This window comes from Streptomyces sp. NBC_01017, from assembly GCF_045162795.1.
Classification (GTDB): domain Bacteria; phylum Actinomycetota; class Actinomycetes; order Streptomycetales; family Streptomycetaceae; genus Streptomyces; species Streptomyces machairae.
The window spans coordinates 5,296,539-5,313,415 of record NZ_CP108683.1 but is presented as its reverse complement, the minus strand read 5'-3'; the positions used below and the strand labels follow the sequence as shown (position 1 = coordinate 5,313,415).

15 protein-coding genes and 1 pseudogene are annotated in these 16,877 nt (G+C 70.6%); 7 read left to right on the top strand and 9 right to left on the bottom strand.

What is annotated here, in order from left to right; all coding sequences use genetic code 11:
• Positions 1-29: 29 nt before the first annotated feature.
• From OG331_RS24195 to OG331_RS24185, 3 genes and pseudogenes are all read right to left on the bottom strand, one after another.
• Positions 30-1,637: an alpha/beta hydrolase gene (locus OG331_RS24195; RefSeq protein WP_406199651.1), complete on the bottom strand. Its 1,608-nt coding sequence runs from the start codon at positions 1,635-1,637 to the stop codon at positions 30-32.
• A gap of 184 nt (positions 1,638-1,821) precedes the next feature.
• Complete coding sequence (locus OG331_RS24190) at positions 1,822-2,754, bottom strand: methyltransferase (protein ID WP_406199649.1); 933 nt, start codon at positions 2,752-2,754, stop codon at positions 1,822-1,824.
• A gap of 154 nt (positions 2,755-2,908) precedes the next feature.
• Positions 2,909-3,355: pseudogene (locus OG331_RS24185) on the bottom strand (FAD-dependent monooxygenase); the annotation flags it as partial.
• Between the two features lie 235 nt (positions 3,356-3,590).
• On the opposite strand from OG331_RS24185, the gene OG331_RS24180 reads away from it, so the two are divergent.
• Positions 3,591-4,217, top strand: a complete 627-nt coding sequence (locus tag OG331_RS24180; RefSeq protein ID WP_328880353.1) for a GntR family transcriptional regulator — start codon at positions 3,591-3,593, stop codon at positions 4,215-4,217.
• On the opposite strand, the gene OG331_RS24175 is transcribed toward OG331_RS24180, so the two are convergent.
• Genes OG331_RS24175 through OG331_RS24165 form a run of 3 tightly spaced genes read right to left on the bottom strand, consistent with a single transcriptional unit; the run spans position 4,214 to position 6,765 of the window.
• Entirely contained in the window at positions 4,214-4,558 is a 345-nt protein-coding gene (locus OG331_RS24175) for a cupin domain-containing protein (protein ID WP_406199646.1), read from the bottom strand. The genes OG331_RS24180 and OG331_RS24175 overlap by 4 nt on opposite strands.
• Entirely contained in the window at positions 4,555-5,352 is a 798-nt protein-coding gene (locus OG331_RS24170; protein ID WP_406199643.1) for a carbon-nitrogen hydrolase family protein, read from the bottom strand. The genes OG331_RS24175 and OG331_RS24170 overlap by 4 nt, the downstream gene beginning before the upstream one ends.
• A gap of 24 nt (positions 5,353-5,376) precedes the next feature.
• Positions 5,377-6,765, bottom strand: a complete 1,389-nt coding sequence (locus OG331_RS24165) for an MFS transporter (protein WP_406199641.1) — start codon at positions 6,763-6,765, stop codon at positions 5,377-5,379.
• 137 nt (positions 6,766-6,902) lie between these two features.
• On the opposite strand from OG331_RS24165, the gene OG331_RS24160 reads away from it, so the two are divergent.
• Positions 6,903-7,589 (top strand): DUF2848 domain-containing protein, encoded by a 687-nt coding sequence (locus OG331_RS24160; RefSeq protein ID WP_406199638.1) that lies wholly within the window; start codon positions 6,903-6,905, stop codon positions 7,587-7,589.
• Positions 7,590-7,647: 58 nt separating this feature from the next.
• Complete coding sequence (locus OG331_RS24155) at positions 7,648-8,601, top strand: phosphotransferase family protein (protein ID WP_406199637.1); 954 nt, start codon at positions 7,648-7,650, stop codon at positions 8,599-8,601.
• Positions 8,602-8,682: 81 nt separating this feature from the next.
• Here OG331_RS24155 and OG331_RS24150 read toward each other — a convergent pair whose 3' ends face one another.
• Positions 8,683-10,845: a protein kinase domain-containing protein gene (locus tag OG331_RS24150; RefSeq protein ID WP_406199635.1), complete on the bottom strand. Its 2,163-nt coding sequence runs from the start codon at positions 10,843-10,845 to the stop codon at positions 8,683-8,685.
• Positions 10,846-11,082: 237 nt separating this feature from the next.
• The gene (locus OG331_RS24145; RefSeq protein WP_406199633.1) at positions 11,083-11,550 is read right to left on the bottom strand and encodes a DUF5990 family protein; all 468 of its coding nucleotides are present in this window, start codon (positions 11,548-11,550) and stop codon (positions 11,083-11,085) included.
• Between the two features lie 180 nt (positions 11,551-11,730).
• On the opposite strand from OG331_RS24145, the gene OG331_RS24140 reads away from it, so the two are divergent.
• From OG331_RS24140 to OG331_RS24125, 4 genes are all read left to right on the top strand, one after another.
• Entirely contained in the window at positions 11,731-12,408 is a 678-nt protein-coding gene (locus OG331_RS24140; RefSeq protein ID WP_406199631.1) for an HNH endonuclease family protein, read from the top strand.
• A gap of 415 nt (positions 12,409-12,823) precedes the next feature.
• Positions 12,824-13,321, top strand: a complete 498-nt coding sequence (locus tag OG331_RS24135; protein ID WP_406199629.1) for a lamin tail domain-containing protein — start codon at positions 12,824-12,826, stop codon at positions 13,319-13,321.
• Between the two features lie 336 nt (positions 13,322-13,657).
• Complete coding sequence (locus OG331_RS24130; RefSeq protein ID WP_406199626.1) at positions 13,658-14,500, top strand: DUF5707 domain-containing protein; 843 nt, start codon at positions 13,658-13,660, stop codon at positions 14,498-14,500.
• 301 nt (positions 14,501-14,801) lie between these two features.
• Complete coding sequence (locus OG331_RS24125) at positions 14,802-15,443, top strand: HAD family hydrolase (protein ID WP_406199624.1); 642 nt, start codon at positions 14,802-14,804, stop codon at positions 15,441-15,443.
• A 305-nt stretch (positions 15,444-15,748) separates the two neighbouring features.
• On the opposite strand, the gene OG331_RS24120 is transcribed toward OG331_RS24125, so the two are convergent.
• Positions 15,749-16,678, bottom strand: coding sequence for a hypothetical protein (locus OG331_RS24120; RefSeq protein ID WP_406199622.1), 930 nt, complete (start codon positions 16,676-16,678; stop codon positions 15,749-15,751).
• Positions 16,679-16,877 lie beyond the last annotated feature (199 nt).

The following is a 16,877-nucleotide window of genomic DNA, read 5'->3' as shown; positions in this document are numbered from 1 at the left end:
CGGTCGTCACCTTGTCCCGGGTTCAGGGTTCAGAAACGGCCGGCCATGCCCGGGATGCCCCGAGGCGTCGGCAGCGGGAGCGGGTTGTCGCCGGCGCGCTCGCGTGCCTCCGGAGCGGCCTTGCAGGTCACGTCCTTCACCGGCAGCCTTCCGGTGGTCAGATAGGCCGTGGCCGGCTTGTCGGCGCACGACTTGGAGCCGTAGATGCCGTGTCCGACACCTCCGGCGACCGTGACCATCTTCGCGCCCTTCATGACCCGTCGCAGGCCCTGCCCACTGGCCAGCGGGGTCTGGGAATCCCACTCGTTCTGGAGGATCAGCGCGCCGACCTTGTTGTCGATCGTGGTGGCGGGCTCGGAGCCGTTCTTCTTCCAGAAGGCGCACGGCTTGATGTTGGAGACGAAGTCGCCGTACAGCGGGTACCTGGCCTTGTCGCGGATCGCGTCGGCGCGGTACTGCTCGGGATCGCGGGGCCAGTTGCGGGTGTCGGCGCAGACGACGGACCAGAAGCCGGCGTCGCCGTTGTCCTCGGGCACGGCGCGGGCGAACGACGGCGGCTGCGGCTTGAGCGTCCTGGCCTCCCGGCCACCGGAGGTCGGCCTGCCCTCGGCGGCCTTCTTCAGCTCGACGACCGACTCGGCGGCGTCGCGCACACTGAAGAACGTGGCACGGGTGCCGGTGCGGATGTCGTCACCGGTCAGCTTGGTGCCGTCGAGCTCGATCGGCTTCCTGTCGGCCTGCGCGACCAGGTCGTAGAACGTCTTGCGGACCGCCTCGGGCGTCTTCCCCAGCTTGTACGTGGAGTGCCGCTCGGCGGTCCACTCGGTCCACCGGGTGAAGGCGGGCTCGGTGCCCTCCGCCCAGATCTGGATCATGCCGCGCCAGACCCTGGCCGGGTCGACGGCGCTGTCCAGCACGAAGCGGTCGGAGCGCTTCGGGAACATCTGCGTGTAGACGGCGCCGAGGTAGGTCCCGTACGAGTACCCCAGGTAGGAGATCTTCTTCTCGCCGAGCACGGCACGGATCACGTCCATGTCCCGGGCGGTGTTGCGGGTGGTGATGTGCCGCAGCTTGTCGCCCTGCTTGGCGTCGCACTTCTCGGCGACGGTCCGGGCCCACTTCACGTCCTTGGCGAACGTCGCGGCCTTGTACGGCCGTTCCGAGTTCGCCTGCTCGGGCGTCAGGCCGCAGCTGACGGGGGAGCTCTGGCCGATGCCCCGCGGGTCGAAGCCCACGAGGTCGTACTTCGCCTTCACGCTCTTCGGCAGCTCGCTCGCCATGAACTGCGGCATGTCGACGCCCGGACCGCCAGGTCCGCCCGGGTTGAGCAGGAGCACACCCCGGCGCTCCTGCTTGGTGCTCGTCTTCAACCTCGATATCGCGAGATCGAGCTTCTTGCCGCTGGGGCGGTTGTAGTCGAGCGGCACCTTGATGGTGGCGCACTGGAAGGTCGCCGGCATCTCTCTGTCGCAGCGGTGCCAGGCCGGCTTCTGCTCAAGGTACTGACTCAACGGGTTCGCCGCGGCGGACGCAGCGGATGACGCGGACGCAGCGGACGCCGTGGCCGGCGCGAGTGCGGGGACCAGGGCGGCGACGGAACTGGCCGCCAGGAAGCAAGCTATTCGACTGTTTCGCACGTGGGGGAGGTCCTTGGCCTTGGTGTGTGTGGATTGGACCCACCCTTTCGGCTAAAGGAGTTGGGGCGAATCCATCACAGAGCCAAGGTTTCTCCGACCGTGGAAGGACAGACGGGACGACGGATGGTCCCGGAGTCGGACAACCAAGATTCGCTTCCCGGCATCCTGGGCCGAACTCCCTCCGTCACGCCGAGGCCGACCGGGCCTTTCTGACGTGCAGCACATTGCCGTCCAGGGGCAGTGGTGACCGGCCCACCAGGGCGAGGCCGGCGTCGGCGAACAGCCGCCCGTAGTGGGCCGCGTGTCGTTCGCGGCCGCCGACGTTGCACATCATGTGGAGGTCCCAGGCGGTGGCCAGCGAGACCGAGCCGTCGCAGGGCAGTACGCGTTCGACGACGAGCAGATCGGCGTGGTCGGGCATCGCGCGGGCACAGTGGCGCAGGATCTCGCGGCAGCGCTCGTCGTCCCAGTCGTGCAGGATGCGGGACAGGACGTAGACGTCACCGCCCGCGGGCATGTCCGCGAAGTCGCCGGCCACAAAAGCGCATCGCGTGCCGAGGCCGGTCTCCTCAAGTCGGCGGCGGGCGGCTTCCACAGCGTGTGGACGCTCCAGCAGGACCCCGTTCAGACTCGGGTGCGCGGCGAGGATGCGGCCGAGCAGCTCCCCGTTGCCGCCCGCGACATCGACCACCGTGGCCCCGCCGGGTGCCTCGGCCGCCGCGGTGAGCGCCGGATGTGCGGGGACCGGGTCGAACATGGCGGATCCGGCAGCCATGGACTGGTCGAAGAGTTCGGCGAGTTGAGGGTCGCGGGCGAAGTGGTCGAAGTGGTTCTCGCCGAAGAGATGGTCGAACGCGACCTGCCCCGTGCGCACGGTGTGCACGAGTCCGGCGAAGGACTCGTAGAACGGGCCGCCGTACATCAGCGCCAGCGCCCGCATCGATCCCGGGGCGCCGGCGCGCAGCAGTGCCCCCGACTCGGTGAGCCGGAAGCCGTCGCGGCCTTCCGTCACCGCGCCCAGCATCGCGAGATAACGCAGCAGCGTGGCCAGATTCCGCGGCCTCGCGCCGACCGCCCGCGCCAGTTCCTCGACGCCGACCCCTCGCTCCGAGTCCATGGCGTCGGGCACCCTCAGCTGCGCGAACGCACTGAGTGCCTGTGTCGTCCACGCCCCGGGTCACACCGTGGTCGCAGTGGTGCCGGCGCACCGAGTCGGCCGGCAGCGATCGCCGGGCCGCGCCGTGCCGCCCGTCGCACCCGGCCACGTACCGCGCCCGCCATCGGCCGGGCCGACCGTCCGCCTCGTGCACGGTCACCGAGGGCTGACCGGTGTCGGTGTCGAGGACGGCCACGGCCTCGGTGGCGAATTCGACCCGCCCACCGCAGGCCAGAAACCGCGTCAACAGGTCGGTGACCAGGTGCTGTTGGGGATAGACGGTGTGCCGCTCGCCGCGCCCGAGCCCGCTGTAGTCCAGCCGGAACCTGCCGTCCGCGGTGCGGAACTCGCAGGTGCTGTGCGCCTGTCCACGCAGGTGCAGCCCCTCGGCCAGACCGTGCCGCTCCAGGATCCGCACGGTGTTGGCCGCCAGGAACCCGGCGCGCGCCCGCGTCCGGATGTGCCCGCGTGCGGCACGCTCCAGGACGACGCAGTCGATCCCGCTGTCCTGGAGGAGATTGCCGAGTATGAGCCCGGCCGGTCCGGCGCCGAGGATGACCACGTCGGTTGCTCGCCGGGTCTGGCTTTCTGTCACGAGACGGGATAGTAGGTCCCATGAAGTTACTTAACTGACAAGAATCACCTGATTGGGGAGGGCCGTGGCAGCGAGGCGGGGCGCGAGGCCGGAGCGGCGCGCCGACCCGGTGGACGCGCGCGGTCACTGAAACGGAGGCCCACCCCCGGACGGTGCGTGGTAGCGTCCGTATACAAGGTGTATACGAGAGCTGGGGGTTGCCGTGACGTCCGGTCGGGAGAAGGCGTACACGTATCTCAAGGAGACGGTGCTGACGGATCCCGGGATGCAGGGCGCCTTCCTGTCGGAGCAGGAGCTCGCGGACCGGATCGGCGTCTCCCGCACGCCCATCCGGGAAGCGCTGCTGCAGCTCGCGGCCGAGGACCTGGTCGAGCTGGTGCCGAAGCGGGGCGCCCGGGTGTCCCCGCTGACGGGGCGGGAGATCCGCGAGCTCATGGAGCTGCGGGGCATCGTCGAGCGGTACGCCGCGCAGCAGCTCGTCTCCGGCGGCGGAGCGCCGGTGGCGGAACTGCGGTCCCTGCTGGAACGGCAGCGTGGGCTCACCGGCGCCGACCAGGCGCGGGAGTTCATCGCCGTGGACCATCGTTTCCACGCGGTCATGGTGTCCGCCGTCGGCAACGCCCTCCTCGACCGGCACTACGAGGGCCTGCGCAGCCGCCAGGTCCGTACCGGAGTGGTCGCCCTCTTCAACCAGCAGGGGCGTCAGGAAGCCGTGCTGGAGGAACACGAAGCCATCCTGGACGCCCTGGAAGCCGGTGACGCGCAGGCCGCGTGGGCCGCCATCGACCACCATCTGGAGTCGACGCTCAAGGTGCTGCTCGCGGGTTAGGACATGGGGTAGGTGATCACCAGCATGGTGACGCCGTCCCGGGACGTCCAGGGGCCGTGCGGCATCCCCGGCGGGCGGCAGGCGTACATGCCGGCCGTGAAGGTCCGGCCGAGCGTCAGGTCGTGCAGCGCTCCCTCGACGAGGTAGACCTCCTCCCAGAAGTCGTGACGGGTCACGCCGTCCGCCGACGTGTCGGTGCCCGGCGCCCAGCGGACGAGCGCCGTACGGGATCCGCGCTCGGGATCGTCGGCCAGGACGCGCTCCTCGACGCCCGGGCCGCCGCCGGCCGGGGTTCGCCACGGTCCGTCGGGGAGGTGGAACTCCAGCTCGGGCTTGCTCATCGCCACATCTCCGGGCGCCTGTTGGCCAGCACGGAGGTCCGCTGCCGGACCGCGGCGACCTCGTCGACGTCCAGGTCGGCGACCAGCAGCTCGGGCTCGGTGCCCAGAGCGTGCCGTACGGTCCCGTCGGGTCCGGCGACGAGACTGTGTCCGATCCCCGTGGGGGCGGAACCCGGGCCGGCGCCCGCGCCGGGGTCGGCCTGGTCGACGGCGGCGAGCCACACGGTGGCATCCAGCGCGCGGGCCCGCACCAGCAGCTCCCACTGCTCGCGCTTGCCGGGCCCGGCGCCCCAGGAGGCGGCCAGCAGCGTGGCGACGGCTCCGGCGTCGGCGTGCGCCCGGAACAGCTCCGGGAACCGGACGTCGTAGCAGGTGGCCAGGCCCAGCCGTACGCCGTCCACGTCGATGACGGTCGTGGCCGAGCCCGCGGCGACGGTGTCGGACTCACGGAAGCCGAAGGCGTCGTAGAGATGGATCTTGTCGTACGACGCCTCGACCCCGGGCCCGGTGGCGAGCAGGGTATTGGCCACCCGGCCCCCCGTGGCCGGGGTGAACATGCCGGCCACGACGACCGTGCCGGTGGCGCGGGCGATCCGCCGCACGCCGTCGGCCCACGGTCCGTCCAGGGGCTCGGCGAGCGGTGCGAGCGGGGTGCCGAAGCAGGCCATCGACGCCTCCGGGAAGACGACGACGCGGGCCCCGGCGTCCGCAGCGCGCCGTGTCCACTCCTCGATGAGCAGGAGGTTCTTCTCGGGGTCGGGGCCGGTGGTGAGCTGGCTCAGGGCGATCCGCATGGTGCGGTCCTCCTTCGTCCGGGGTCAGTGGGAGTGGGTGGCCTTCACCGGGTGCGGCGCCTTGGGCGCGGCGAGGGCGGCGTCCTCGTCGAGGGCGGCTTCGGGGTCGCGCCCCAGCCGGACGCCGACGAGGGAGACGGCCGAGGCCAGCGCTATGTACACGGCCAGCGGCGCCCAGGTGCCGTAGGCGCTCAGCAGGGTGGTGAACAGCAGCGGGGCGACGGCGCCGCCGATGATCCCGGCCAGGGTGTAGGCCAGGGACGAGCCGGTGGAGCGCAGCCGGGGCTCGAACTGCTCGGTGATGAAGGCGGCCTGCGGGCCGTACAGACAACAGTGGATCACCAGGCCCACGACGACCCCCGTGGCGAGGGGCAGCCAGGTGCCGCCGCCGATCATCGGGAAGAACACGAAGGGCCACACACCGGCGGCCACCGCGGCACCGCCGTACAGCAGGCGGCGGTTGACCCGGTCGGAGAGGGCGCCGGCCAGCGGCATGAGGAAGACCTGGATCGAGGAGCCGATGAGCACGGCCGCGAGGGCGGAGCCGCGTGACATGCCGAGTTCCTGGGTGGCATACGTCAGGACGAAGACGGTGAACATGGCGTACAGCACGTCGGGGCCGACGCGGCACAGGATCGCGGCGAGCAGGGCGCGGGGCTGGGTGGTGAACACCTCACGGATCGGTGCCTCCGGGCGGGAGTGCTCGGCCTCCATCGCCTTGAAGACCGGGGTCTCCTCCAGCTTCGCCCGGATCCACAGCCCGAACCCGACGAGGACGCCGGAGAACAGGAACGCCACACGCCAGCCCCACGACTCGAACTGCGCCTCGGTCAGCAGCGCGCCGAGGGCGGCGAGGACGCCGTTGGCCAGCAGGTTTCCGGCGGGCGGGCCGACCTGGGCGGCGGAGGCGTAGAAGCCGCGGCGGCGTGGGTCCCCGAACTCGCTGGACAGCAGTACGGCACCGCCCCACTCGCCGCCGACGCCGACGCCCTGCGCGAAGCGCAGCACGACCAGGGCGATCGGGGCGGCCACGCCGGCCGTCGAGTACGCGGGCAGGACGCCGATCAGGAACGTCGCCGCGCCGATGAGGACCAGCGTGGCGATCAGCACCTTCTTGCGGCCGATCACATCGCCGAGGCGGCCGAAGACGAACCCGCCCAGCGGGCGTGACACATAGCCGACCGCATAGGTGGAGAACGCCAGGAGCGTGCCGGTGAGCGGGTCCTCCGAGGGGAAGAACAGGTCGCCGAAGACCAGGGCGGCCGCGGCGGAGTAGACGGCGAAGTCGTACCACTCCAGTGCCGTGCCGGTCAGGCTCGCGACGAAGGCCCGGCGGACGCCGGAGTGCCGATCGGACGCCTTCGTGCCGTCCTTCGGCTCGTCCTTCGTGTCGTCCTTTGGGGTGTCGGGCATGGTTCCCATCCTTGCTCGGGGACGTCGGGGGACATCGACCTTCCGGCATACTTCTTGTATACAGGTCGTATGCGCAAGCCCTGCGCGACGAGAACTTCGTCCCCGGATCCCCGACCCCGACCCCTGGGAGTGCCCTCATGGCCGTGCTGACCTTCGACCTGCCCGACGGATCGACGCGCGAGGTCGACGTCGTCCAGGTCCTCAACGCCGGGTACGCCGGACGCAGCCAGGAGGACGTCGCCGCGCACGTCGCGGAGCTCGCCGAGCTGGGCGTGCCCGGCCCGTCCGTGACGCCTGCCCTGTATCCCGTCTCCCCCTACCTCGCCCAGCAGACCGACCGGGTCCACGCGCAGCACGGGCACACCTCAGGCGAGGCGGAGTGGGCGCTCGTCGTGGCGGACGGCGGGGAGCTGCTGCTGACGGCGGCCTGCGACCACACCGACCGCGACCTGGAGGTGCACGGCGTGGCCTGGAGCAAGAACGCCGGCCCCGACGTCCTCGCCCGCCGCGCCTGGCGCCTGGCCGACGTGGAGTCCCGCCTCGACGACCTCACCCTGCGCGCCTGGGTCACCCACGGCGACACCTCGACGCAGATCCAGCACGGCACCCTCGCCGAGCTCCTCGCCCCCGCCTACTGGGTCGACGTCCTGCGCTCACGCGACGCGCTCACGCCCGGCACCGTCCTGATCTCCGGCACCATCCCCATGACCCCCGGCGTCGACCAGTTCGCCGAAGCCTGGAGCGTCGAACTGGCCGACCCCGCCACCGGAGACACGATCCGCCTCGACTACGACGTCCGGCCCATGCCGGCACCCATCGGCTGACGCGAGGGCCTGGCGGCGGCGCCCGCGAGCTCGGCCACGGAACAGAAGGAGTGGCACGTTGACCGACCACGACGAGGCGGGCGGCGTCCGGCCGTTGGAGCTGGCCTGGGTGAACCGGCACCTGGAGGTCGGCGAACGGGTCGTCGGGGCCGAGGTGCTGGACGGCGGCATCACTGCCGACATGCGGAGGCTGACCATCGGCACACGGGACGGTGGCACCCGTGACCTGGTGCTGCGGACCTTCGTCGACGTGGAGCACGCCGAGGACTGGCTGAACAGGGAGGCCGGTGCCCTGACCCTGCTCCAGGGGACCGGCGTGCCGGCTCCCGGACCGGTCGCGGTCGATCCGGCCGCCGCGCATTGCGAGTACCCGTCGCTCCTCATGACTCATCTGGCGGGCCGGACGGTCCTCGACGACGAGGGATTGGAGACGCGTGTCCCTTTGCTGGCCCGTCAACTCGTGGCGATCCACGCGCTGCGACCCGCCGAGCGGCCCCGCGAGTACGTGGCGTTGACGACCGCCGACACCGTCGTGACTCCGAAGGGCGCCGACGCGGCGGCATGGGCCGCGGCGATCGACGTGATCCGGCGGCCCGCGCCGCCCTACGAGGGGCGGTTCCTGCACCGGGACTTCCACCCCGGCAACGTGCTGTTCGACATGCCGCCCTCAAGGCCGGCGGATACCCGGATCACCGGCGTAGTCGACTGGGCGGCTGCCTCCTGGGGCCCGGCGGACCTCGATGTGGCGCACTGCTCCACCAATCTCGCGCTGCTGCACGGCCCGGTGTGGGGTCTGCGGTTCGCCGAGGCGTACGAGGAGGCCGGCGGGGTGCCGGCCGCGGCTGCGAGCGAGCGGCTGTACTGGCGGGTGCGGGACGCGCTGGCGTTCTCGGAGGAAGTGCAGTCGGTGTCGCGGCCATGGCGGGAGGCAGGGAGGACGGACCTGACGACGCGAGCCGTTGAGGAGCGGCTGGACGCCTATGTCAGCGCCCTGATGGACGCGCTGGGGTGAGTCCGGGGCGTCCCGGGCGTCCGGAGAGTCCGGAGAAAAGCGGGGAGCCCCGGTGCCGCCTGAACGCAGACCTTCCGCCGGTCAGTTGGGCCCGTCGGGACTTCGGGAGAAGGCCGTGTCGCCGGCCGTCGCCACGATCGCGTCCTTGACGAGCAGCACACGCGGCGGGGTGCCCTGCGCCTTGTCCCCGGGGTCGTTCAGTGCGGAGGTGCGCCATACCTCCGCTCCGGTGCGGCTGTCGAGGGCCAGCAGGCGGCCGAAGCGGTTCGAGAAATAGACCCGCTTGTACGTCGCCGACAGCACGGGCGCGGACAGGCTCTCCATGTCCGTCGCCTTCTGCCAGAGCTGCTTGCCGCTGTTCGCCGACACCGCGGTGACCGACCCGTTGGCCCGGACGAAGTAGACGACGCCGTCCACAAGGGTGGCCGCGCCGGTCAGCGGACGTGCCAGCGGTATCCGTTTGACCTGCCCGGTTTCCGGGGCCACGCGCAGCAGGGCGTTGTACGGCCGTTCGTACCCGGACTCGTACACGTCCTTCGCGGTCTGCGGGGCGAGGAACAGGGGCTGCCCGCCGACAGCACCGAGCGCTTCCGCCTTGCGGGGCAGTACGGCGGCTTCGGTCAGGCTGCCGGGTTCGAGCTTCATCAGGTCGACCGGGGCCTGGCCGGGCTCGGTGCCGGCCGAGCACAGGGCGTAAGGGACGCCTCCCAGTGCCGACGGAGCGCAGTACTCGTCCAGCGAGGCCGCCCGCCACAGTTCCTTGCCGGAACGGCCGTATGCGACGAACGATGAGGAATCGGGAGACAGGGTCAGCAGTCCGCCGCCGTACAGGACCGGGTCCGCGGCCTTGTCGATGTCGCGCTGCCACCGGCGCTGTCCGGTGCCGGCGTCGAGGGCCACCACGCGCCTGGTCGCATCGTCCGGATCCTCGTACACATAGACCAGCCCGTCGCGAACGCCGATCGGTCGCACCCCCTGAGGACGGGTGCCGCTCCGCCACAGGGTGCGGCCGGAGGCCGGGTCGATCCTGGCGACCGTGAAGCCCGTACCGCCGCAGAACAGGGCGCTCCCGTTCGCCACGCACCCGGGGGCCTGGTAGTCGAGGGGGACACCCTTCACGTCGTCCCGCAGGGCGGTACGCCACGGCCGCCAGCCGTCGGGCAGTGACGCGGCAGGGGTGGTGGTCGTGTCGGTGGCGTCGGAGGCGGTGGTCGTCTCCTGGCCCGACAGGAAGACACCAGCCCCGATGGTCAGCCCCATGACGGCCAGTGCCGCGACGAGGCCGGTGAGCAGCATCCGGGCTCGGCGCCCCTTGCCGGTGCCGGCTCCCACAGAGGTGGTGGCCGCGCCCCACGGAGCAGGCCGGGGCCGGGGCCGAGGGCTGGGACCGGCGGACTCCCCGGCCTCCCTGGCCTTCATGGGCGCGGTGGCGTCGGATTCCGGCAGCGCCTGGAGCATCCGATGCAGATCCGTCAGTTCGGGCCGTGCGGCCGGATCCTTGTCGAGGCAGCGCTCGACGATGAGCAGGAGCGCCTCGGGCACCCCTTCGAGGTCCGGGGCCTCGTGCATCACCTGATAGCCGGTCATGTAGGGGCTGTCGGCGTCGAACGGCCCGGTGCCGACGGCCGCGAACACCATCAGCGACCCCAGCGAGAACACGTCCGAGGCCGAGGTGACGTCCCGGGGCGAGGCGAGCTGTTCCGGCGACATGAAGGGCGGCGTGCCGATCACCCGCCCGGTCACCGTGAGGCTCTGGTTGTCGGCGGCGCGCGATATGCCGAAGTCGATGACGCGCGGCCCGTCCTCGGTCATCAGCACGTTGGCCGGTTTGAGGTCCCGGTGCACCAGGCCCGCCCGGTGGATGTCGCGCAGCGCCTCGGTGAGACCCAGCCCCAGCGCGCGCAGTTCCCGCTGGCTCAGCGGGCCGTCCTTCTTCACGACTTCGGCGAGGTTGAGCCCGGGCACGTAGAGCGTCGCCATCCACGGCCGGTCGGCGTCCGGGTCGGCGTCCACCACAGGAGCGGTGAAGGCGCCGCTCACTCTGCGCGCCGCCGCGATCTCCTGCCGGAAGCGGGTTCGGAACTCCTCCTCCTCGGCATACGACCCGTGCACGAGTTTGACCGCGACCTGCCGCCCCGACGCGGAGACGCCCAGATAGACGACCCCCATGCCGCCTGCCCCGAGCCGACCGAGCAGGGTGTACCCGCCTATGTACTCCGGGTCCCCGGTGCTCAGGGGCGTCATCGCCGATCTTCCTTCCCCGCGCCTGCCCTACCTCACGGGGATCAGCGTAGGGCCTGCCGCCGCGGAGGCTGAGTGGCGGCTGTCACGGATCGGGTGTGCGTGTGCCTCTGAGGCCTGCGATGGGGTGCTCATCATGGTCAGTCCTGGTCAGTTCTGGTCAGTCCTGATTGGGGCTCAACTCGGTCCCGTTCAGGCGAGTTGTACCGGGACGCCGGAGTCATTGGCGGGGGTCGGCTCCTAGTCGGCGCGTTCGGCGGTCCAGGTGATCCGTGGGGGCTCGACCCGTGCGCAGAGAGGTCCGCCGTGCGCGTCGGTCAGGCCGAGGCGTCCGACCAGCAGCCCGTCGCGTGCGGCGGCGGCGAGTACGTCGGCGGGAATGACGTCGAGCATCAGCTTGGCGCGGCGGAACATCGTGAAGGTGCCCGACTCGTCGACCGTGCCCCACGAAAGGTAGATGAACCGCCGGCCCAGACGGTCCTGTACATAGGGGCCTTTGACCTCGGTGCCGGTCGGCGAGTCGCTCGTGGTGCACTCCAGGGTCCAGGTCGCGGACGGTGCGTCACCGGGCTGCGGCGCGAGGAGTTCGGCCGGCCGGTCGCGGCGTTGCACGGCGACGTGAAGATTGCCGTACTCAGCGGCATTGCCGTCGGCAGGGGCCGGACAGGTGAGGCCGGGCAGGTCGACGGCGTCGATGCGGATGCGCATGCCCGCCATCATCCGGCCGATGTTCGAGCGTTGGCGAGTCGAGGCGGCGGACTCTCCATCGACGGGATTCCCCCAACGGGTGCTCGACGGCACATCTGTACGGTGAACTGAGGCCTCCACTTGGCTCATTCGTCGAGTTGAACCCCTCGAACGAGGTACCCGCGGTCAATTCTGCGATGCGTGATCAAGAACCTCAGGCGAGCCGCGCTCGCGACCGCACTCCTTCTCGCGCCCCTCGTGACACCCACCCCGGCCCATGCCCAGCATCGCCCCGCCGAGACGTACACGCTCCCCATGGCGGCCTCGGTCCACCTCCTCCCGCTCGCGGCAGAGGTGCGGGACGGCTACCAGCGCACGAGCTTCAAGCACTGGAACGCCGGCCAGAACCCCACCGACGGCTGCAACACGCGAGCCGAAGTGCTGCTCGCAGAGGCGGTCGAGCAGCCTGAGGTCCTCCCCGGCTGCAAACTCTCCGGCGGGCGCTGGTGGTCGTACTACGACGCCAGATGGCTCACCTCGGCGTCCGCCCTGGACGTCGACCACATGGTCCCGCTCGCCGAAGCCTGGGACTCCGGAGCGTCGCAGTGGACTGCCGAGCGGCGTGAGGCATACGCCAACGACCTCGCCGTCCACCCCTCCCTCGTCGGCGTCTCCGCCGCCTCGAACCGCAGCAAGGCCGACAAGGACCCGGCCGAATGGCTGCCGCCGGCCGTCGAGATCACGTGCCGGTACACCGCGGAGTGGATCGCGACCAAGCTGCGCTGGGGGCTGACCGCCGACACCCCCGAGCTCGAAGCACTCACTCAGCACGCGGAGGCGTGCCCCGGCACGACCGTGACCTACGAGCCCGCGCCGTAGAACCGGGCCTCAGAACTGGGCCTCGCCCCCTACCCCGCCCTGACTGCTCAGAGGCGGGGTTCTTCACGGCAGGGCCCGAGCAGTCGACACCTGCTGTTACGCAGATTCGCGTGATGACCCGGCCCCTGGCGAGGTGGCGCACGTGGCGAGGAGACGTCAAACCCCAACGCCCGCAAGGCCTCCCGCCCTGTCTGTGTGTCAGCAATGAGCTGTAGCTGACATAGCTGGACGTTACATCCGAGAGTAATGGAAATATGGACAACGAGTAACAGAGGTGATGCCTTCTCCCAAACTTCTCCACGGCGTGGACAAAGTGTGGTCGCGGCCAGCCGGCCGCCAACACACAGCACCGCATCGACTCCCCGGCAGCCTGTAGCGGCCTCTCGGGGAGGGTGCCCGCACCACGGGAGACCTCTTGTCCGCCTCCGCTTCTTTCAGCGCCCGTCGTATCGCCGCCACCGCGCTCGCCGCCGGCGCCCTGGTCTCGGTGGTCACGCTGCCGGCATCCGCCACCGACCACGCCCGTCACGAGCGGCCGAAGGTGAAGATCTCGGACGTCCAGTACGACTCCCCGGGCCGTGACGACCGCTCCAACCGTTCCCTGAACCGGGAGTGGGTGGAAATCACCAACACCACCCGTCACACCGTCAACCTCGACGGCTGGACCCTCCGGGACGAGGACGGCCGCACCTACACCTTCGACCACTACCGCCTGGAAGGCCGCGCCACGGTCCGCGTCCACACCGGCATCGGCCGCGACACCGACAGCGACCTGTACCAGGACCGCCGCCAATACGTCTGGGACAACCGCTCCGACACCGCCACCCTCCGCAACGACCGCGGACGCTTCATCGACAACCAGTCCTGGGGCTACGACCGCCACCACGGCCACCACGGCCACCACCACCACTGACCCCCACCGCACGCGCGTGAACTGAACGCATCCCCCACCCACCGACAGCCACCAGCGCGCCCGGCCTTCCACGGCCGGGCGCGCCGCGTGCATGGGCGGTCCTCAGCGATCGGCTGCTGCGAGGCTCCCGAAGCGACTTGGATGGGCGGGGAGTCTGTCCCAGGGCGATGGTGAGGTCGTTTAGGGCGGTTACCGGACGGGGGCGGTGCGCTGACGGGTGGCCCGGGCCGGCCCGTCCCGTACCGCACTGTGACGTTTGAGCATGCAGGTGCGCTGGGTATTGCGGGCAACCTGTGTGACGGCTGTGCCCAACTCATGGCAATTTGATCTGGGGGTATGAGAGTGGCACCGCGTGTAGCACGTCATCGGCGTTCACTGAAGCGTCGTGTCCTTACGGGGGTTTCGGTTGCTGCGGCGGCCGGGATCGCGGTCACCGCGGCGGTGACCGCGAGCAATGGTGCCTACGCGGACGAGACCGTGGGCGACATCCAGATCACCGGCGTCGCCGTCAACGGTGGTAAGAGCATCGTGGTCGACACGGCCGACAAAACGATCACGGTCTCGGCCACCGCCACCGACCCGTCGGGCATCTGGGATGCTGATTTCTACTTGTGGCGGGGCCCGGGCGGCACTGACCCGCATGACAACCCCGACGGCTACATCCTGCCCAACGAGGACACCACCCCGGCGGACTGCGTTGCCTCCAGCAGCACGACGTCCACCTGCACGAAGACCTTCACCTTCGAACCGGACTGGTGGCTCACGAGCGCCGACGCCGGTACATGGAAGGTCGGTGTCCAGGTGTGGGCCAACGACGACAGCCGGGCCGAGCGGTGGGCCTACACCACCACCCGCCTCCAGCGGCACTCCAAGCTGACCGCCAACGCGAGTCCTGAGCCGATCGCCAAGGGCAAGACACTGACGATCACCGGCAAGCTCACCCGGGCCAACTGGGACACGCTCGACTACCGGGGCTACACCAACCAGCCGGTCAAGCTCCAGTTCCGCAAGGCCGGTACTACGACCTACACCACCGTCAAGACCGCGACCACCTCCAGCACCGGCAACCTGACCACCACCGTCCCCGCGTCCGAAGACGGCTACTGGCGCTGGAACTTCGCGGGCACCTCCACCACCCCGGCCGTCAACGCGACCGGCGACTTCGTGGACGTGCAGTAACCCCGAACACCGCTCTCGACAGATCACGTGTGCACGGCGCTCACATCAACGTGCCCTCGCTCTCCTGCAGAAGAGCGAGGGCAGTGGTGTCGGGTTACCACTCTTGCCCTGGGTGTTGTCGGGCGCTGGCCACAAGTCCGCATGCCGTCTTGCCGGTTGCGGACGGGAGGGGAGCCCACAACGGCATGTCTTTGGCCCGCGGATGACGTTCTCGGATCAGTGATCAGTGGAGAAGGTTGTAACTCACCCTGGGGCGTGCGGATCGCGTCGCGTTGCTCGGGCAAGCCCTAGGCTTCCCGGGGTGATTGAGACCATCGTTCTCGACGTCGGCGAGACCATCACCCGCGACGACCGGTACTGGCACTCGTGGGCCGACTGGCTCGGTGTCCCGCGCCATACGCTCTCCGCGCTGGTCGGTGCCGTGGTCGCCCAGGGGCGCGACAATGCGGATGCCATCCGGCTGGCGCGTCCCGGGGTCGACATCGCCGCCGAGTATCACGCTCGTGAGGCCGCGGGGCGCGGCGAGGCGCTCGATGAATCGGATCTGTACGACGACGTACGGCCTGCCTTGTCCCAGCTCCGTCACCTCGGGGCTCGCGTCATCATCGCCGGGAATCAGACCTCCCGCGCCGGCGAACTGCTCCGTGACCTCGATCTGCCTGCGGACCTGATCGTGACGTCCGGGGACTGGGGTGTGGCCAAGCCGCAGCCGGAGTTCTTCCATCGGGTGCTGGAGGTGGCGCAGGCCGCGCCGGAGCGGACGTTGTACGTCGGTGATCACCCGGCGAACGACATCTTCCCGGCCAGGGCTGCCGGATTGCGTGTGGCGCACCTTCGGCGCGGCCCCTGGGGGCATCTGTGGGCCGATGACCCCGAGGTGGTGGCCGCCGCGGACTGGAGGATCGACGACCTCACGCAGCTCGCGTCGATCGTGGCCAACTGAAGAGACCGCGGAACGAGTTGTCGCGGCCGTCTCGTCGGGCCGAGCGATGGGCCACGACGGTTTCAAGAGCGCTGTCGGCCCTCGGTGCCGAGTGTGTTCGACAGCCTGTACCGGACCTCCACGTTCCGGTGCTCCACGCCGACGTCGACCGGGTCGGCCAGGTTCGTCCTCGTGCTCACCGTGGCCGAGCGGGTGCCGGGGCTCCCGCTGAAACGGACGTCCGCCCGCGGTGCTTCGCGGAAACGGAGCCGGTCGGCCGCCACGGTGGAGGTGAACTCGATGTCCGCGTGCCGGTGTTCAGGCCTTCACGGAGGCCGGCCGTCGTCCTCCGGCTCTTGCTCCCGCACTCGCTTCACCTTGCGACGAGGCGCTTCAGCGCCCCGTCGCGCCCGCCCCTCGCCACCTTCGGCGGCCCGTTGCCTGCGCGCGGGTTCTTCGCGCGCGAGCTTCCGTTCTGCGCGGCCTGTCGCGCCCCCGGCCTTCCTGGCGCGTGTGGCGCCGCCACTCGCGGACTTCGGGACGTCGGGCTCTTTCTCCGCGGTGTCCGGCAGCGTCTCGCCGGCCCGCGCAGCGGTTCCCTCCACCGTGTCCCCGGTCCGCTCCGCGAGCCCCGCGACCGCGCTGCCCGTATCGTCACCCACGTCCTCGACGGCCGTTCCGGCCCCGCGCCCCACGTCCTCGACGGCCGTTCCGGCCCCGCGCCCCACGTCCTCGACGGCCGTTCCGGCCCCGCGCCCCACGTCCTCGACGGCCGTTCCGGCCCCGCGCCCCACGTCCTCCACCGCCCTGCCGGCACCACGCCCGACCTCGTCGAGCGTCCGGCCCGCCCCAGTGCCCACCTCACTTACGGCGGTCCCAACGCCCGAGGTCACGTCCCTGAGGATGTCCGGGTTGCGGTCGAGGGTCGTCAGAACCCTCCCAATGACCTCCACGACGTTGTCCAGACGCACCTTCAGCTGCGCCTGCGCCTCCACACCCTTGATGTCGAGGTGGACGGCGCCCAGCTCCACGTACGCCCCCACATTCAGCCGGAGCAGGTCGAGCACCTCCGCCTGGAGCGACACCTTCGCGCGCAGATCCTCGACGTCCAGGGCGATCTCGTCGACCTTCAGCAGGGGGACGTCGAGGAGAACGTCCGGCTCCGTGAGCTCCGCGCTGACGGGTTCCTCGTCGGCGTAATCACCGATGTCATCGGCGTCGGTTTCCGTCACGTCCTCTGTGCCCTCGTCGTCCATGCCGCTCCTCGGGAACGCGTACGTAAGGGGGTATTTCCGATCCTTTCACCGCCCATGGGAGGCCGCCACCGGTCGGCGAGCTGCCCGGCGCCGCCCCAGAGGATGTTCCGGGCCATGCGCGGGGCGGGCCGCCAGCAGGGGGCGCAGGAACTCCAGCAGGTCCTCGTCGATGGGCAGGACATCCCGCTCGCGGTGTCGC